Source organism: Synechococcus sp. F70.1 (assembly GCF_047502745.1).
Lineage (GTDB): Bacteria > Cyanobacteriota > Cyanobacteriia > Thermostichales > Thermostichaceae > Thermostichus.
Window position 1 is genome coordinate 55,354 of the sequence record NZ_JANSJL010000124.1, and the last position, 17,639, is coordinate 72,992.

Consider the following 17,639-nt stretch of genomic DNA (forward strand, 5'->3'; position numbering starts at 1 on the left):
CTTACACCCGTGGCAGGACGGGGCTGGAGCTGGTCACGTCAGTGGTGGTGAGGGCCACCAGCAGGGCTTCGGGGCTAACAGGGAAGGGCAGGTGGTGGATATCCGATCCCGGCTGGCAGGCCACTTGGGCAGCGTGCAGCAGCTCGGCAGATCCCAGGTGGCCTAGGTGCAGATCCCGCAGGTTCAGGGGCAGTCCCACCTGGCGGTAGAACTCCAGCAACTGAGTGCGGGCCGCTAGCGCCAACTGGCTTCCCTGCAAGATCTCCTCCAGGCGGAGCTGGGCCAAGATGCCAAAAGCCACTTTCTCCCCGTGCAGGGTGGCCCGGTGCCCCCTCAGATGAGTAAGGCCATTGTGGACAGCGTGGGCGGCCACGGTGCGACATTTAGCCCCTCCCAAGCCGCCGACGATCCCCGCTAGGCAAATGCAGGCATCCACCACTTGCTTCCAAGCAGTTCCGCCCGGCTCCCTCAAGGCCGCCAAGGATTGCTGGAACAGCAGATCCCGCAGGACACGGGCTTGTTGCACAGCAGCAATCACCAAGGCATCTTCCGAGTTGCCACTGCTTACAGAAGACTCGTACCACTTGGCCAAGGCGTCTCCGATCCCGGCCACTAGCGTGCGCGCTGGGGCTTGCAGAATGAGCTCATAGTCCAGGATCAGGGCAGCGGGAGCTTGATCCAAGGCCACATCCCGCTGAAAGGCGCCTGCATCGGAGTAGATGTTGGACAGGGCACTCCAGGCAGCACAGGTGGCGGCAGAGGTGGGCACCGTTACCACTGGGATCCTCAAACGATGGGCCACCAGCTTGGCCGTGTCCAGCGCCTTGCCGCCTCCTACCCCCAAAATGCCGGTTACCGATTCTGCTGTGGCCAGTGCCTGCAGGCGAGCCAGCTCCGACTCACTGCAGTCAACCCCGTAGGTAGTCCAGTAAACCTGGACGGCGGGATCCCGAGCAAAATTGCGCTTCAGGGGCAGCTCTGCCACGGCCAGGGATCGCTCCCCCCCAATGACCAACACCCGGGATCCCAGAACCGTCAGAGGTACAGTCCCCAGAATGCCCCTGCCCCGGTACAGGCGGGCCGGCGCTGGGATGGCTAGGTCAAATTCACAAGTTCTCATTCCCAAAAGGGGCAATTACAGACTACGATTCTAGCCGCCAGTTCTGCCTTTCCCACCTCAGGTGTAGTCACGGGCAGGCCTCGCCTGCTTAGAAGGGGTTGAAGGGAGGGTCTGCTATCACAAATCTTTGCCAGCAGTCAACTACGAGTGGTGGTAACCCCCCAACAGATTGGGTAGTATGCGTCTAGCAGTGGCGCAGAGGGTGGGGTTTCCCAGCGTGTTCGACTTCTTCGGCGGTTTCAAAGCCCAAACCATGCTTGGGGTGGAGATTAACCCCGAGCGCATCGCCGTTGCCCAACTCAAAAAGCAGGGTAGTGGCCGCTATCGGCTGGCTCACTACCGCAGCGTGGCAATGCCCGAGGGGGCGATGGCCGAGGGGCGCATCCTCGATCCCAACACCGTTGGCCTGAGCTTGGCTAACTTGCTCAGCGAGTACAAGGTGCCCACCAACTTGCCGGTGGCAACCGCGGTGCCGGCGCGGGAGGCCATTGTTCGCCTCCTTCGCCTACCGGCTGATCTGCCTGCCGATGAACTGCGGCGGGTGGTTTTGGAGCAGGAGGCGGAACTCTACATCCCCTACCCGCGGGATCAGGCGGATGTGGACTACCAACCCCTGGGCCTTGACCTTTCCCAGGATGGCATTGAGCGCATCGAGGTGCTGCTGGTGGCAATCCCCAAGGAGGTGGTGGACAACTACCTGGCGGTGCTGCAAGCAGCCAACTTGAAAGCGCGCTGTGTGGAGCTGGCCAGCTTCTCCCTCATTCGCACCATCCGCGACCAGCTCCTCCAGTACAGCCCTCAAGAGGCAGTGTTGCTCAGCTCCATCGGCTACGACAGCAGCGAGATCAGCATCTTGGTCAACGGCATCCCCCAATTTACCCGCACGGTTAACATCGGCACTGTCCACATGCGGCAGGTGCTGACCCAGTCTCTCAGTTTGCCCTTCAGTCGCACTGGCGAGCTGTTGCGAACTCTGAGGTTACCCCTGCTCAACCCCAACGAGGTTTTGCTTGGCGGTGGGCAGGCGGTTTCCAGCAACCCAGGCGTGGCCGCAGTGGCGCGTGTTGTTACCGACTTGGCCGATGAGCTGAAGCGCTCCATTGACTTCTTCACGAGCACGGAAAGCAACTTCCCCGTGGTGAAGGTCTTTCTGGCCGGCTCCGGGGCCACTATCGGCCAGGTGGATGCTTTCCTATCTCAGTCGTTGGGCATGGCTGTAGAGCTGGCGGATCCTTTTGGCAACATCCTTGTGCCGGATGCCATCGAGGTGCCTCTAGAGGAGCGCCCGGCGATGGGAGTAGCTTTGGGTCTGGCCATGCGGGAAGCCGGCAAGGGATGACCTGCAATACCTAAGCGAGGCGACAGATGTACACCCCAGAGATCAACTTTCTTAAAGAAAGACCGGAAGTTCCCGCCTCCGTCCAGACAGGGGCAGAGGCAATAGCTGCCCCACCCACTGCCGCAGGAGCGGGGAGCTGGGCCCTGGCCCTTGGCCTGGGGTTTGCTGCGGCTGCCGTGGCCATGGGGGGTTTTTTGTACTTCCAGGCCCACTTCTTGCGCCAAAGAGATGCCCTAAGGGCAGAGCGAACCCGCCTCGAAGGGGAACTCAGCACAGCCAATGCCGAGTTAACCCGACTCCAGGGCCTCAGCCAAGAATTACAAACCATTCGCACCCAGACGGAGGGCTTCCGATCTTTCCTGGGATCCATCCAGCCCTGGTCAGCCATTTTGGAGGAAGTGCGGCGCCGGATCCCTGGCCAAGGGGTGTGGATAACCAACATCAGCGCTTCTGGGGACACCGTAAACATACAAGGAGAGGCGCTGGATTTTCCCTTGGTGAACGACTTTTTGCTCACCTTGCTGGATTCCAACTTCGTAACCAGCGCCGTTCTCAACAGTGCCTCTCGAGCGGAGGGCACACCTGAAACTGAAGCCAGCGTTGCTTACAGCATAACAGTTACTGTTCGGACTATCGGGGATCCCGACCCAGAGTTTACCCGTGAGCTGGAACAGCGGGGAGCAATAGGCCTAGTTGAAAAGATCCGTACCTTGCGTCAAGCGGAGGCGAACTGATGACTGGCTCGCTGGAAAGTTTTCACGATGAACAACTGATGGCACCTCCAGCAGGGCCGCCGGTACTGCTGGGTGTCGAGCTAACTCCCATTCGCATTGGACTTCTGATTGGAATCTTGGGTGTGGGCATGGCGGGCTTTCTGGCCTTCACCCAACTCCGTCCCCTGATCGAAGAAGTGCAAGCCTTGGAAAGAGAGGTGGCCCAAAAAACCAGCCAGTTGCAGGAGGTGCAGGGCCAGATTGCCAGCTTGCAGGATCTGCCCAACCAGATCGAGAGGGCTCGCGGGCAGCAGCAACAGCTCAGCGCTTTGTTTGCTACTCCTGAAAATGCCGACACTCACCTGATCGATCTCAACCGCCTGGTGCAGGGGCAACCTAACAGTCAGTTGCTCAGTTTCAGACCTTCTCCTCTGGCGCCAGCTTCTTCGGACAACCCCGAAGTGCCCGCAATCATTGCTCCAGCCATCCAGGTGCAGACCACGCGCGTCACAGTGCAGGGTCCCTACGCCGACATTATCAACCTCATGAGAGACATCGAGCGTTTTCGGGCTCTGTTCCGCGTGGGCAACCTCTCCCTCAATCCCGTTCAAGGGAGGGGGGAGCTGAACGTCGCCTTCGACTTGACCGCCTATTACTACAACAAAGACATTCCCTTGGGTACTGCCCCTGCGCCCGAAGGACAACCCTCCCCTGCACCAGAACAGCCCGCCCCTACTCAATCTGAACCAGAGCAGCCAGCACCCGGTCAATAGGTCAGCCTGAACCCTGCTTAGGCTCTGGTGGCTGACAGCGAGCTCTGTCGCAAGGGGCAACCCAGAGGTGAGGGACATCTATCTAGTGTGACTGTAGGGAAGATTGGAGAAAAAAGCCTCTACAGGTAGTGGCAAAAGCCAAAATTTCGGCTTTGATTAGGGAAGCACGGCCTAGACCTGTGCTGAAGTTCAAGCAGGAACACGCTTGGACAAGGGCGTGAGGTGTGAGGATAATGAGCCGTCGAGTTGCTTGGGGATGGGCATTGAGCTTGATCCTTTCTCTGCCCCTGTTGGCCGTAGAAAGCCGGCCTGATGAGGCTGCTGCCCAACAATTGACCTCCACCCATCCGCAAAGCCTCAGCCGTATCACCGATATTCGGCTAGTGCCCCACGGCAACCGCATGAGACTGGAGATCCAAACCACGGGGGGCGCCCGTCCGCAGGTGTTCTTTACCCAACAGGGCCGGTCTTGGATTGGGGATATCGCCAATGCCCAACTGGATAGAGGTCAAGGCCGCTATCGTCAGGATTCTCCCCTGCCGGGAGTGCGCTTCATCGAAGCCAAGCAAATAGGTAGTGACAGCGTGCGGGTAGAAATTGCCGGCGTTGCGGCAGCTCCCCAAGGCTTGCTGGCCCAGCGTAGCCCAACGCAGTTGGTCTTCGAGTTTGAGGGCTTGCCCTCTGCCCTGCCAGCTCCTGTAGCTGCAGCGCCCAGCCAAGAAGTAGTGCCCAATCAACCAGCCTCGCCAACTCGAGCTCAGCCTGGTGCCCCACCGGCAACCCCTGCCTCTTCTCCGGCTGCTCAAAACTCTCCTTCTCCCCGCGTGGCAGCTGCTACTCCTCAGCCTCTTGCCCAAAACTCCCCCTCTTCCCCGCCAGCTCAGACAGCTCCTACTCCTCAGCCAGCTTCTCCTAGGCCGGTCATTTCTCAGGTGCCCTCCGTGGGCCAGCTTAACCAACCGCAATTGCCGCCAGGAGGCTTGCCCACTGGATCCCCCTTCCAGGGGAGAGCTGTGGCCCCTCCTGCTGGAGATATTGCCATCGGCACCATCTTGCCTGATCCTCCTCCGATTGACCTTGGATCCACAGCCAAGATTAGCTTGACCCTAAAGGATGCTCCCGTAGGCGATGTGTTGAGCCTGCTGGCGCGGCGAGCAGGACTGAATGTAGTGCTCAACGATGTCCCGCCCGATTTAACCATCTCTCTGGATGTGCAAGACTCGCCCTTGCAGGAGACATTCAACTATATCTTGCGGCTGAAACAGTTGCAGGCTCAGCGCCGGGGTCAGACTGTATTCATTGGAAAAACGTTGCCAGGAGTGGCAGGGGTTCTGGTGCGGAACTACCGCTTGAATCAGGCAGTCGCTACCAAGGAGTTGGTGGAGCGGCTCAAAGGAGTTCTAGACGCCGTTGCACCAGGTGCTCAATTTTTTGAGGATCCACGCACCAACTCTATTACTGTGGTTGGCACGCCACAACAGCAGGATATTGTAGCTGCTCAGATTGCCCAATTGGATGTGCGTCGGCGACAGGTTCTGATTTCCGTTAGAGCCGTTGATATTCGCTTGGACAAAAACGAAAGCTTATCAGTTAACTTGGGAGGGGCATCTGGCAACTTTGCCCTTGGAACCTTGGGAGACGCCAAGTTTGGTGGTCAACCGCTCAATCAACCTGAGGGATCCTCGGTAAGCTCTATCGGCCCTGAAGACCCATCAGGATCCATCACGGGAATATTTAACACTCTCAACCGGCTGCAGCAGTCTTTGGCTCTAAGAGTGCAGTCTGCAATACAAAATGGAACTGGAAAAATTCTAACTGACCCCAAAGTTGTGGTGGCAGATGGCGGATCCAGCCAAATTAGAATTGCAATCAGCGTTCCTACTAATGTCGAAACTATCACCGAGCGTCAGGGAGAACAGGAAAAGACTACTCAGCGCCTTCAGCGGGAGGATGCCGGGGTTATCCTTAACGTCTCAGAAGTTAGGATAGATGACAATGGGTTTGTCACCCTGACCATTCAGCCGGAAATTTCTATTCCTGTACCCATTCAAGTATTGGAAGGTGGAGACTTCGCAGGCATTCAACTTTTTAACATCGACAGAAGGCGGCTGGAAGCATCTCAGCTCAGGTTAAGAGATGGGCAAACCTTTATTATTGCTGGCCTCATTCAAGACAGGGACATCGTTGAGGTTCAAAAAGTGCCTTTCCTAGGCGACTTGCCTCTTTTGGGTGCTTTGTTCCGCTCTCAGAGTGTGGATAACGAGCGCAATGAGGTGGTCTTCATGCTAACGCCCTACATTATGGATGATAATGTTGCTTTTGGTCTTCCTCCCAATCCGTAAAATTCCCAATCCGCAAAATAGGGTTATGCCGAACTGCCAAGTTTCGTGACATCCTCCCAACACTGATACTACAGGCACAGCGCAGGACCCATAGCTCCCCACACCCCTCATGAGTTAACTCTCGACAGTCCTGAGTTACTGGCTGCATTAGCTTCGGGATCCTTTGAGTTGCATTCAGCAGCTAATGGCTTCTTCAAGTGGCCTGGGATCCACCTCGGGCAACAAGCGCCAATTCCACCTGATTTTCTTGGGGCTGCCCCAGTTGCACCTCCACATCTCGGCCAAAGAAGCCTTGCATTTTTTTCTGGTAGCTTTCCTGCCATTGTTGAAAGGGAACCTTGGGGGAATCGAACAGAAGCACCAAGGTATACCGGCCATCTCGCAGCTCTTCTCTGTACCCTCTCACCTTGGGCAGATCTGCTTCCAGAGGGCCGCGCAGACCCAGAAACTCCAGGGCATCTTCCAGGTGGGCATTAGCCCCGTAGCTATATTTGGTGATATCGGCGCGGACTTGCTTTTGAATTTCCGTGGCCTGCTGGGCGCGGGCTTGGATCACCTCGAGAGAAGGGGCGGCCAGGGCAGGTACCGGCTTGAGTTCCACTACCTTCATGGTTATCCCTCCCAACAGCAAAGGGATCCCGGCAAACAGGCCGATGAGATTGAGGGTGGGATCGTTGTAGTGGGCAAAGCCCCAAGCCGTGGCGGCAACGCCGGCCAGCAACACGAGAGTGCTCAGGGGGAAGGGCAGTTTTTCAAACATACAGGAGAGGAAAAAAGGCCACCTGAAAACCCAGGCTAGCAGGAAAAGCGCCAGCGGTGGACTTAGCCTCCATTGGGATGGATAATCACAAAATGCCCACCTGGTGTGTTGAGGAGTGGTCTGTGGTTCTGTCCAATCTGTCCAAAACCTCTCGTTGCTTGCGCTCGCTGGATCGCAAAGCCCAGGAGCGAGCACCTCTATTTGAGGCCATCCGCCACTATTGCAGCTTGGATAAGGCTCCTTTTCACACGCCAGGCCACAAGCAGGGACGGGGGATCGCCACCGATTTGCGGGAGTTTTTGGGAGAAAACGTCTTCCGAGCGGATCTGACGGAGCTGCCAGAGGTGGACAACCTCCACGATCCCGACGGCGTGATCCGAGAGGCCCAGGAGCTAGCCGCAGCGGCCTACGGCGCCGATCGCAGTTGGTTTTTGGTCAACGGTTCCACCTGTGGCGTAGAAACCCTGGTGATGGCGGTGTGCGACCCAGGGGACAAGATCCTACTACCGCGCAACTGTCACAAGTCGGCCATCGCCGGCGTGATCCTCTCTGGGGCCGTGCCCGTCTACATTGAGCCAGATTTTGACTTGGAGCTGGGCATTGCCCACGGCATCACCCCTGCCAGCCTGGAGCAAGCGCTGGCCCAGCACCCCGACGCCAAGGGCGTGTTGGTGGTCAGCCCCACCTACTACGGGGTTTGCTGCGACTTAGAAGCGCTGGCAGCCATTGCCCATGCCCACAACCTGCCTCTGCTAGTGGACGAAGCCCACGGGCCCCACTTTGGCTTTCACCCAGAACTGCCCCTCTCCGCCTTGGAAGCCGGGGCTGACCTGGTGGTGCAGTCCACCCATAAAGTCATCTCCGGCATGACCCAGGCGTCGATGCTGCACCTCAAGGGATCCCGAGTCGATCCCAACCGAGTCCGCAACATCCTGCAGCTGCTGCAGTCCACCAGCCCTAACTACGTGCTCATGATGTCGCTGGACGTGGCGCGGCGGCAGATGGCCCTGGAAGGGGAAGTTCTCCTGGGCCAAGCCCTGGCTTTGGCGGATCAGGCCCGCGCCCGCCTCAACCGCATCCCAGGCATCTTCTGCTTCGGCCCGGAGCGCATTGGCTCCACTCCCGGCTTTTTCGATTTGGACCGCACCCGCTTGACCGTGACGGTGTCGGGGCTGGGCCTCTTTGGCTTCGACGCCCACGACTGGGTCAACGAGCACTTCCACGTGCAGCCGGAGATGTCCACCCTGCACAACGTGGTCTTTATTGTTAGCCTCGGCAACACCCAGCGGGATATCGACCGGCTGGTGGAGAGCTTTGCGGCTTTGTCGAAGTATGCCCAGGGATCCCCGCCTTCCCTGGCAATAGCCGAGAAACTGCGGCGCCTGGCCGAATTGAAACGCCCCCCCCTCCCGCCCCAACGGCTCTCGCCGCGGCAGGCCTTTTTTGCCCCCATCGAGCGGATCCCTTTTCAAGAAGCTGTGGGCCGCATCTGTGCCGAAATCATTTCCCCCTACCCGCCCGGGATCCCCATTTTGGTGCCTGGCGAAGAGGTAACCCAAGAGGCAGTGGACTATCTGCTGCTGGTGCACGAGGCGGGCGGCTTCATCAACGGCCCCGAAGACGTGCGGCTGCAGACCCTCAAAGTCGTCAAAACCTAGCTCCTCAACTGCCAGGCTTCGCCGTCTGGGCAGGGGGGAGTGCTGGCAGGGGGCTGGGAGAGTTGCGGCGATGGCGGACAACCTTCACCCGATCCACCCGCGGCCCCTCCATGCGCACCACCTGGAACTCGAGGCCTTGGTAGGTAAACCTTTCCCCTACGCGCGGGATCTTCTGCAGCTGGTAAATCAAAAAGCCTCCCAGCGTTTGGTAATCCTCATGCAAGGGGAGGTTAAGGTGGCAGCGCTCGTTGACCTCTTCGATGTCCAACTGGGCCTGGATAAGGAGAGTGTTTTCGTCCAGCTCCTCGATGTCCGGCTCCTTCCTTTTGGGATCCGGCCCATCGGAGAGCTTGCCGACGATCTCCTCCACCAAGTCCTGAATGGTAATCAGGCCCGCCGTGCCGCCAAACTCATCCACTAGCACCACCATCGGCCAGTGGTGCCGCTGCATCTCCGGCAAGAGCTCTGCGATCAGCTTGTTTTCCGGCTCAAAGTGAACCTCCCGAATGAAGGGAGCAATGGGGCTGTGCAAATCCAAGGATCCCTTGGCCAGCTCGCCAATGAGCTCCTTGACGTGAATCAGCCCCCGGATGTCGTCCAAAGACTCGCCGTAGACCGGGTAGCGGGAATGCCCTGATTCGGCCACCTCCGCCAGCACCTCCTGGACTGTGGCGGTTTCGGGCACGGCGTCGATGCTGGTGCGCGGGATCATCACCTCGCTGGCCACTGTCTCGCCAAACTCAAAGATGTTGCTCAACAGCTCCCGCTCCTCCGCCTCGATGTTGCTCGACTCCACCGACGAGGCAATCAGCAGCTGTAGCTCCTCCACCGTCATCGTGCTGTAAAAAGAAGTAGCCTCCGGAACGCGGACGCCCAAAAGGCGCAGCACGCAGCGGGAGGAAAACCGCAGGAGCTCCACAAAAGGATGTAAAAAGCGGCTTACCAGTCGGTTGAGCCAGGCCAGCTTTAGGGCAATTGGCTCCGAGTAGAGAATGGCCAGAGTCTTGGGGAGCAGCTCCCCCAACACGATCTGGAAATAGGTGAGGAGTGAAAATACCACTACCCCCGACCCACCTTGCACAAGAGCGGGATCCATACCCTGCAACCAGGGCAGTTGCCTCAGAGCCAAGAACAGCGTCGGCGCCACTTGGGTAGCCCCGATCCAGCCCAACAACACACTGGCCAGGGTAATGCCCAACTGGGTGGTGGAGAGGGCATATTCCAGTTGTTCCTGGGCTTTTTGCACAAGAGCTGCCTGGCGGTTCCCCTCACTGGCCAACTGCACCATGCGGGAGCGCCGCGCCGAAACCAAGGAAAACTCCACCGCCACAAAGAAAGCGTTGATGAGGAGAAGGGCAATAATCCAGAGGAGACTGAGAGACGCCTCTCCCCACGTAAGCTTAGAGCTAGGTGCCGAGCCTAAAGGAGGGTCGTCCATCAGGGGAGCAGCAAGACGGATAGACAGCATTCTAGCTTAGAGCGCCCCCGGCCCTTGATTCTCTGGCGCCCGTCAGGTGGGCTAGAGAACGGCGGACTCCCGCTGCTGCGTCAATCGGCGATAATATTCCTACCCCTTTTCCTGCTGCAGTAGGTGCCGACCATGCCCGATTTTCTGCCCTACGCCTACTTTCAGGGCCAGATCGTTCCCTTTGCCGAGGCGAAGATCTCCATTGCCACCCATGCTCTGCACTACGGGACGGCAGCGTTTGGCGGCCTGCGCGGGATCCCCGATCCGCAAAATCCGGATCAAGTGCTGGTGTTTCGCCTGGATCGCCACTGCCGACGGCTAAGCCAAAGTGCTCGCCTACTCTGCTTCGATTTGCCTGCGGAGAAGATCGAGCAGGTCATTGTGGAGCTGATCCGGAAAAACCGCCCTTCCACCTCTTTCTACATCCGCCCCTTGGTGTATACCTCGGACCTGGGCATCTCACCGCGGCTGCACAACATCGAGAAAGACTTCTTCGTGTACGGGTTGGAATTGGGAGACTACCTCTCGCCGGAAGGGGTAAGTTGCCGCATCAGCTCATGGGCCCGCCAGGAGGATCGCAGCCTACCGCTGCGGGGCAAGATCACTGGTGCCTACATTACCTCCTCCCTGGCCAAGACCGAGGCAGTACAGTCTGGCTTCGACGAAGCTATCTTAATCAGCTCCCAGGGCAAAGTGAGCGAAGCCTCGGGCATGAACATCTTCATCGTGCGCAACGGCGTGCTGATTACCCCCAGCTTCGACCAGGACATCCTAGAAGGGATCACCCGCGACAGCATCCTCACCTTGGCCCGCGACCTAGGGATCCCCACCCAAGAACGCCCTGTCGATAAGTCAGAGCTGTTCATCGCTGACGAGGCCTTCCTCACTGGCACCGCCGCCAAGATCACGCCCATCCGCCAGATCGAGCAGTACGTCCTGCCGTCGTCCCGCCCCATTACCGAGCAACTGCGGCAGAAGCTCACAGCCATCATGGAAAACCGGGATCCCGCCTATTCCCACTGGGTAAAGGTGATCCCTCTGAACTAAAGTCTTAGATTGCCATCTCCAGGCTGGCTAGATGCGATATAGATAGTTAGAGCTGGAGAGGGATCCCTTGCACGAGATTTCCATCACCTGGGCCGACTACCACCGCAAAATCGAAGAGCTGGCCGTCAAGGTTTACGAAAGCGGCTGGGAGTTTAACCAAATTGTCTGCATCGCCAAGGGCGGGCTGCGTATTGGCGACACTCTAGCCCGCCTATTCGATCTCCCTCTAGCAATTCTTGCTGCTTCCTCCTACTCCGGCCCTGGCAATCGCCAGCGAGGGCAGCTAATTTTCTCGCGGGATCTGGCCATGACTACCGCCAACCTGGGCAGCCACGTGTTGTTGGTGGACGACTTGGTCGATTCCGGCATGACCCTGAAGCGCTCTGTCCACTGGCTCAAGCACCACTACGGCTTTTACATCGAGGAAATCCGCACCGGTGTACTCTGGTACAAAGCAGCCTCCATCTATCAACCGGATTACTATGTGGACTATTTGCCCGATAACCCTTGGATTCACCAGCCCTTCGAACCCTACGAGCAGATGACACCCAAGCAGCTAATGGAGTCCCTGCGCTCTTTGGGTTAAACTGCAAATCTAACTCCTGAGTAAGCTTTTAGATCGACAAGCAGCTCAATACACCGTATTCCGGTTGCTGAAGTTGCACCCCTACTTAGTTGCAACTACATTTAGGCTAACTGGTTCCCCGAGAAAGACCATATCGCTGCAATCATTGAACAGCCCAAATCTGTCCACCTTTCGAATAACCCTGAAACCTACCTGAGCAAGTAAAGCAAATAAGTATTCCCACGAGAAGCCAACTTTATGGTAGTTTTGCTCATCTACTTGGTCACCAAACATCATACGCATAATGCGAAACCTCTGCTCTAAAGAAACTTCATCCTTCAGATAAAGACGGCAGAGAGTAGGCATATCTGGGACACTGATCATCAACTGGCCCCCAAAGCGCAAAACCCGGTGCCACTCTTTGAGAGCAGTAGGTAGTTCACGTGTGTAGTTAAAGCGCTGCAGAATATAGGGAGCGTAGATGGCTTCTATAGAGTTATCTTCAAATTGACTGAGATCAATGGCGCTTCCAACATAATCCACATGGTCTCCTACCTGACTATCTAGAATCTTCCAGTCTGGATGAGGCTGCTTACCTCCAATATGAAGACGAATAGACTCAGCGGGCTTGGGCTCAGCTTGGCAATCTTCTAGAGGAGGAATAGATTGAATAAGTTGATGCTCATAAGCTAGCTCGAAGAAAACTCTCTCCATGGCTTTAGCCAACCGCTTTGGATCCCATACTATTGATCTGTGATATGAATCTCGAATAGTTTGCTTAGCTTTAGCCAAGCGTTCTGGATTATTGCCTAGCTGGATCCCACGCTCAATAAACTCCTCCACCGACCAGGTGATGCAATCCTCGAGGCCAACATTTTTCAGCAGGCTGTAACTCATTCGGCCATAGTAATGCCTGCCCACTAGGGTAAGGACTGGCACACCCATATAGAGAGCTTCCATGGTGTGGGTTGCACCTGTGTAGGGGAAGGTATCCAGAACGAGATCCACTAAGGCTAGTTGGCCACGATGCTCTTCCACACTGCTGGCTTGAGCAAGAAATCGGAGGCGATCGAGAACGCCCAGCTCTTTGGCTCTTTCCTGGTAGTGTCTAATAACCGTAGCAATTTCTCCTGATCCTTTGACAATCAAAACTCCGTTGGGAACGGCCTTTAAGATTTGCAGGTGAGCGTCGATACATTTGGGAGTACGTTTGTAAGCACTAGCTGCGGTTAGGAAAACAACATTTTTCGGCTCTATTCTCAGACTAGTCTTAAAGTCTACCTCGTTGGCAGCACAGACGTCCAGATGATCAACAGCACAGTAGCTGGGCAAGCGAATAATTCTTTCATGGTAGTCAGCTTGGGCCTCCTCAGGAAGGATATGGAGATCGGCAAAGAAGTAGTCGAATTCCGGCAAACCAACAGCATCTCCGCCAAGCCAACCAATTTGGATAGGAGCGGCCCGCAAAGCTGCTACGATGCTGGCATCGTGACTGGTAAGGGAGTCCATAAAAACCATGATATCGATGCGATCCTCACGCGCTTGAGCAGCTACTTGAGGCGGCTTGGTTTCTCCTGGAAAAAAGCGAAAATGGAGATTTTCGTGAGAGCGAAACTTTTGATACATATTGTCATGACTGGCCATATCTTCATTTTTCCACCCCTGGTAGTAGTAGTAGACAACGTCCAGAAGATCGCGAGATAGGTTCCTGAGAGTAGCCTCACTGAGAAAGCCAACCGAATGTCGCTGAAAGCAGTTACCCAGAAAGCCTACCCTCAGCTTTCGCTTAGTTCTGCCAGATCCGCAGTAGTCTCGCTGATTCTTCTGCCAATATTCCGACCAAAGAAAGTCTCGCTGAGAAGCCATTAAGCTTAGGCAGTCGTTAAAGATTCTACCACCAATTTGTTGGTAATGACGAATCAGAGAGCGATCGTCAGTTAGATAACTCCAACAAAAGCAAACTCGAAACAGAATGGCTTTAGCAATCGTTAGACTCTCGAGTAGATTTTCATCGTTAATTCTTAGTGATCCTAAGTCGGCTTCCCTCGATAAAATTAAGTCTATAATTTTCTGGATAACAAAGTTTACCCGTTCCAGCTGTGCAGCATGGATCAACTTTTCCAGCGATTCTGATAGAAGGGATAGACGAAGAGTAAAGTTCTCTTGCACCTGTGAGCTCTCGGCCGCCGTGATGAGAGCTTCTCCTAAAATGGAATAGCCATCACTGGTAGAGTTCTGGAAGAAGGCGCGGGCTGCCCTCTGAAAAAAGTCACCGATTAAGTCCTCTATCGTCCACAAACCTTCATAGCGCTTCGCCTGCTCGGGATCCACCGCATTGGCCAGCTGGGCTAGCAAAGCAGCAAATCCGGATTTCTGGTCCTCCAAAAGACGAGCTTGTAAAGCTGTGGCCACCTCAAAAAACAAATCCAGGTAGCCGTCATCCCATAGCCGAGTGAGAAGTTGAGTCAGGAGGGGCTCCTGGGTAATGTCTAGGGTCCGCTCTTCTCCCAAACTGGCCAATTGCTCCGCCAAAGCCTGCCCGTAAAAGCCCACGGCCAGCTCGTCTTGAGCTTGCAGGGATCGCAACAGTAGAACCTGGGTGTTATCCCGCCGGGATGGATCCAGCTCGAAAGCCAGCTCGCGCAGCTTCAGGCAAACCTGGAAACGTTGTTGCTGCGAATCTTCAGTGGAGCTTTTTTCCAGGCTTTCTGCCAAGGATAGCAACACCTCTACCACCTTCTCCGCCGGCAGGATTCCTGCTTCTACCAAAGGTGTGTAGAGCTGGTAGGCAAGGTTCAGCCGGTTGGCAACCAGGGCCTGCTCCAGCGCCGATAGGGTGATTGCCTCTGGCTCAGAGGGAGAAGCCGACTCATCAGCCAATGAAGATGAGGGGAGGTCACAGAAGCCCCGCAAAAACTCCCGCCAACCCTTTGCGTCTTGCTCTCGGTAGAAAGCCACCAGCCACTCTGCAAAGGCATTGGGAGCCTGCTGAAGCAGTTGCCTAGCTTCCAGGATCTGGGCTTGCAGTGTAGGGTTCATGGGTGGGAAGGAGATCACTAGTCCTAGTTTGCCCCGCTGCAGCCAGCTCAGCTAGACCACCGGTTTTTGGGCTGCCCCTAGCAGAGATCCGCAATTGCACTCCGTGGGAGGGGACTGTTATGAACTGCCCGCCAGCGGGGTAAGTTAATAGCGGCAGGTAACCTGCACGGTTAACTCTCTAGGTTGTCAAAGGATCGAGTACCATGAGCGCAAAGTCTCGTCAGTCTCTGTTTCGGGCCAAGCTAGCTCAGCAAATTCTCTCCAAAGCCAAGGGCTTCACCCTGATTGAGCTGTTGGTGGTGATTGTAATTGTGGGTGTGCTGTCTGCAGTGGCAATCCCGCAGTTCTTAAACCAAGTGCGCCGCTCCCGTACAGCCGAAGCTCAAGCGGCTCTCACTGAAGTAGGCCGTGCCTCTGAAGTCTACCGACTCGACTTCGGCGTCTATCCTGAAAATTATGATAATATCAAGCACGGTGGAGCCAATAGTGACAAGTACATGAACGATCCGTGGAGGGCTCCCAACTACCAGACACCAGTGGCTAGTAACCGTTCGATTGCTCCTCACGCACTAAGGTGGGACACAACATCCAACGGTGCTCCATACATCACCAGGGGTGGTGAAAAAATTCAATGCACCATTGGGCTGGGAGCGCAGGAACCAGTAGTGACGGCTTTACCTACCTTCGTTGGTAAGAGCTGCAACGTCTTTGAGGGTCCGCCACAGCAAGGACAGCCAGGACAGCCAGGACGGTAAGGAGGTCAATAGTTTCTATCTCTACTTTATGTACTCCGTGGCTCCCTGTGGGGAGCTTTTTTATTTCAGTTGCTCCAGTCTCCCTCAAGAGTAGGCAAGGGCTCTAGGCTAAACCAGTGAACTAGAGCGAGGACAGTAACTGTGATGGGTAGGAGATGCGAGTAAGAATACCCTTTTCGATGAGGTTCTGGTTGGTTTCAGGACTGCTGTAAAGTATGAACTCTTGATAAAGAGCTGCCATGCAAGTTCTATCTCCTGAGCAATAAGCGTCCCGTGAGGCCAAGTGAAAGGGAACCCGAATAGGATTAGACTTTGAGCGCCACCAGTAGTCAGGAAAGTTTCCCAGTTGGGTGTATTTTTATCCTCAGGCCGAGTGGGGAGTGGAGCAGCTGCTCCCTTTCCGGGAAGCCAGGGCAGCCCTCAAGGAGTTGGGTTTGGAGCCCATCGATGTGCTCAGGGTGGCTACAGGTGGAGATTAGAGAGGAGAGATAGAAGTCATGAACTCAACTATCATCGTTACAGGTGCCGATAGCAAGTTTTTTGAATTGGTTCAGGGAACTATTCTCTCTATTCGAGAAAAGCCACAGGGCAACTCTGTAGATATTGGATTTTTTGATGTAGGGTGTACGCCAGAGCAGTTGCAATGGATAGGTCAGTACGTTGACTATATCGTAGAGCCAGATTGGAATTACAACGTTCCTGATGCCGATAAACAACCTAGGTACCTCAAAGCGCTGGTCTCCAGACCTTTTTTGCCTGAATATTTTCCAGGTTATGAAGTTTACATTTGGATTGATGCAGATGCTTGGGTGCAAGATTGGTCTGCAATTTATCTTCTTGCTTTGGGAGCAAAAAGAAAGGGCTTTGCAATAGTCCCGGAGTTATTTGCTAAACACAGCACCAGATCCTTGAGACACGCTTGGATAGCTTTGCAATATAGTCGCTACTTTCACTACACGGATTTTGCTGGTTTAGAGATAGAGCCTTTGCTGAATGCCGGTGTGTTTTCTGGGACTGGGCGATCTCCTCACTGGTCAGCGTGGAGCAGAAGACTGAGTCAAGCCATTTATAACTGCCTTGACATCCTCACAGATCAATTTGCTTTAAACGTAGCTATTTACAAGGACTTAGGTCTGGATAGAGTTGAACTCTTGCCCTTGAGTTGTAACTGGCTAGCTAATTACCAGGAACTTCTATGGGACCCTCGGAGGAGGCTTTGGGTGGATCCTTCCTCACCTCACGCTCCTCTAGGCATTGTACATATTTCGGGCCAGACTAAGGAAAAGCCAACTCACATTGTACCTACAACCGAGGGTTTTAGAGTTGAAACATACCTGAGTTACCCCATTGAGAAACTTACCTCCGTCAAGAGATACGACTACGTCTCGGCAAATCAAAAAAGAGTAAACCTTGACCCATGCTTTCCCTTTCTAGCTGCTATCGATCCACAATCTCATCCTTGGCCTCATGTGAGGAGAGAAGTTCCACATCTTTGGTACGCAGATCAACGCCAGCCTGGTATTGGCTTTGTCAGTCGAGATGAAGCCCACATTCTTTATAACACTGCCCTTAAGCTACAAGGAAAAAACGCTTTGGAGATTGGGTGTTGGTTAGGTTGGTCAACTGCTCACTTGGCAGCAGGCGGGGTTATTCTCGATGCTATCGATCCTATTCTGGAAAATCCAACAGCTCATGAGAGCGTGAACTATTCTCTCCGCTTGGCTGGAGTTCGCTCTAATGTCAATCTCTACCCTGGCTACAGCCCAGGGAAGGTGGAGGAGATTGCCCAGCAAGAGGATCGTCGCTGGTCTCTGATTTTCATCGATGGGAATCATGACTCACCAGCCCCCTTGCAGGATGCTCAAGTGGCAGAGCGCTATGCTGCTGAGGATGCCTTGATTCTGTTTCATAATCTAGCCTCGCCGGATGTGGCTGAAGGTTTGAATTACTTGAGAGACAGGGGCTGGAACACGATGATTTACCAGACCATGCAAATTATGGGAGTGGCCTGGCGAGGCAATGTCAAGCCCGTTGAGCATATTCCAGACCCTGCTGTGAAT

Annotated in this window: 14 protein-coding genes; 10 read left to right on the forward strand and 4 right to left on the reverse strand. The window is 55.3% G+C overall.

Features of this window, described 5'->3' with window-relative positions:
* Position 1: 1 nt before the first annotated feature.
* A complete protein-coding gene (locus NW860_RS11475; RefSeq protein WP_414393025.1) occupies positions 2-1,120 on the reverse strand; it encodes an iron-containing alcohol dehydrogenase family protein in 1,119 nt (372 codons plus the stop codon).
* Between the two features lie 178 nt (positions 1,121-1,298).
* Between NW860_RS11475 and pilM the strand changes: the two genes are divergently transcribed.
* The 4 genes from pilM (at position 1,299) to NW860_RS11495 (ending at position 6,287) form a co-directional block, all read left to right on the forward strand.
* On the forward strand, positions 1,299-2,459 hold the full coding sequence (gene pilM, locus NW860_RS11480) for a type IV pilus biogenesis protein PilM (protein ID WP_414514294.1): 1,161 nt from the start codon (positions 1,299-1,301) through the stop codon (positions 2,457-2,459).
* Between the two features lie 26 nt (positions 2,460-2,485).
* Positions 2,486-3,193: a PilN domain-containing protein gene (locus tag NW860_RS11485; RefSeq protein WP_414393029.1), complete on the forward strand. Its 708-nt coding sequence runs from the start codon at positions 2,486-2,488 to the stop codon at positions 3,191-3,193.
* A complete protein-coding gene (locus tag NW860_RS11490; RefSeq protein ID WP_414514296.1) occupies positions 3,193-3,945 on the forward strand; it encodes a hypothetical protein in 753 nt (250 codons plus the stop codon). Before NW860_RS11485 ends, NW860_RS11490 begins: the two co-directional genes overlap by 1 nt.
* A 233-nt stretch (positions 3,946-4,178) precedes the next feature.
* A complete protein-coding gene (locus NW860_RS11495; protein ID WP_414514298.1) occupies positions 4,179-6,287 on the forward strand; it encodes an AMIN domain-containing protein in 2,109 nt (702 codons plus the stop codon).
* A gap of 193 nt (positions 6,288-6,480) precedes the next feature.
* On the opposite strand, the gene NW860_RS11500 is transcribed toward NW860_RS11495, so the two are convergent.
* Positions 6,481-7,047, reverse strand: coding sequence for a DUF2854 domain-containing protein (locus NW860_RS11500; protein WP_099812264.1), 567 nt, complete (start codon positions 7,045-7,047; stop codon positions 6,481-6,483).
* A 122-nt stretch (positions 7,048-7,169) separates the two neighbouring features.
* On the opposite strand from NW860_RS11500, the gene NW860_RS11505 reads away from it, so the two are divergent.
* Complete coding sequence (locus NW860_RS11505; RefSeq protein ID WP_414514300.1) at positions 7,170-8,705, forward strand: aminotransferase class I/II-fold pyridoxal phosphate-dependent enzyme; 1,536 nt, start codon at positions 7,170-7,172, stop codon at positions 8,703-8,705.
* A 4-nt stretch (positions 8,706-8,709) separates the two neighbouring features.
* On the opposite strand, the gene NW860_RS11510 is transcribed toward NW860_RS11505, so the two are convergent.
* On the reverse strand, positions 8,710-10,143 hold the full coding sequence (locus tag NW860_RS11510; RefSeq protein WP_414514302.1) for a hemolysin family protein: 1,434 nt from the start codon (positions 10,141-10,143) through the stop codon (positions 8,710-8,712).
* Positions 10,144-10,305: 162 nt separating this feature from the next.
* Here NW860_RS11510 and NW860_RS11515 point away from each other — a divergent pair, with 162 nt between their 5' ends.
* Both NW860_RS11515 and NW860_RS11520 read left to right on the forward strand, forming a co-directional pair.
* Complete coding sequence (locus NW860_RS11515; RefSeq protein WP_414514304.1) at positions 10,306-11,220, forward strand: branched-chain amino acid transaminase; 915 nt, start codon at positions 10,306-10,308, stop codon at positions 11,218-11,220.
* Positions 11,221-11,287: 67 nt separating this feature from the next.
* The gene (locus tag NW860_RS11520; protein ID WP_414410548.1) at positions 11,288-11,806 is read left to right on the forward strand and encodes a phosphoribosyltransferase; all 519 of its coding nucleotides are present in this window, start codon (positions 11,288-11,290) and stop codon (positions 11,804-11,806) included.
* An 81-nt stretch (positions 11,807-11,887) separates the two neighbouring features.
* Here the strand turns inward: NW860_RS11520 and NW860_RS11525 are convergent, their stop codons facing one another.
* On the reverse strand, positions 11,888-14,824 hold the full coding sequence (locus NW860_RS11525) for a methyltransferase domain-containing protein (protein WP_414514306.1): 2,937 nt from the start codon (positions 14,822-14,824) through the stop codon (positions 11,888-11,890).
* Positions 14,825-15,027: 203 nt separating this feature from the next.
* Here NW860_RS11525 and NW860_RS11530 point away from each other — a divergent pair, with 203 nt between their 5' ends.
* From NW860_RS11530 to NW860_RS11540, 3 genes are all read left to right on the forward strand, one after another.
* A complete protein-coding gene (locus NW860_RS11530) occupies positions 15,028-15,579 on the forward strand; it encodes a type IV pilin protein (protein ID WP_414514308.1) in 552 nt (183 codons plus the stop codon).
* Positions 15,580-15,929: 350 nt separating this feature from the next.
* Positions 15,930-16,058 (forward strand): hypothetical protein, encoded by a 129-nt coding sequence (locus tag NW860_RS11535; RefSeq protein WP_414514310.1) that lies wholly within the window; start codon positions 15,930-15,932, stop codon positions 16,056-16,058.
* A gap of 18 nt (positions 16,059-16,076) precedes the next feature.
* On the forward strand, positions 16,077-17,639 hold a 1,563-nt coding region (locus NW860_RS11540), incomplete at its 3' end, for a class I SAM-dependent methyltransferase (RefSeq protein WP_414514312.1).

Coding starts and splice junctions, on each gene's coding strand:
- NW860_RS11475 (WP_414393025.1), bottom strand. CDS start 1,120: ATGAGAACTTGTGAATTTGACCTAGCCATCCCAGCGCCGGCCCGCCTG.
- pilM (WP_414514294.1), top strand. CDS start 1,299: ATGCGTCTAGCAGTGGCGCAGAGGGTGGGGTTTCCCAGCGTGTTCGAC.
- NW860_RS11485 (WP_414393029.1), top strand. CDS start 2,486: ATGTACACCCCAGAGATCAACTTTCTTAAAGAAAGACCGGAAGTTCCC.
- NW860_RS11490 (WP_414514296.1), top strand. CDS start 3,193: ATGACTGGCTCGCTGGAAAGTTTTCACGATGAACAACTGATGGCACCT.
- NW860_RS11495 (WP_414514298.1), top strand. CDS start 4,179: ATGAGCCGTCGAGTTGCTTGGGGATGGGCATTGAGCTTGATCCTTTCT.
- NW860_RS11500 (WP_099812264.1), bottom strand. CDS start 7,047: ATGTTTGAAAAACTGCCCTTCCCCCTGAGCACTCTCGTGTTGCTGGCC.
- NW860_RS11510 (WP_414514302.1), bottom strand. CDS start 10,143: ATGGACGACCCTCCTTTAGGCTCGGCACCTAGCTCTAAGCTTACGTGG.
- NW860_RS11515 (WP_414514304.1), top strand. CDS start 10,306: ATGCCCGATTTTCTGCCCTACGCCTACTTTCAGGGCCAGATCGTTCCC.
- NW860_RS11525 (WP_414514306.1), bottom strand. CDS start 14,824: ATGAACCCTACACTGCAAGCCCAGATCCTGGAAGCTAGGCAACTGCTT.
- NW860_RS11530 (WP_414514308.1), top strand. CDS start 15,028: ATGAGCGCAAAGTCTCGTCAGTCTCTGTTTCGGGCCAAGCTAGCTCAG.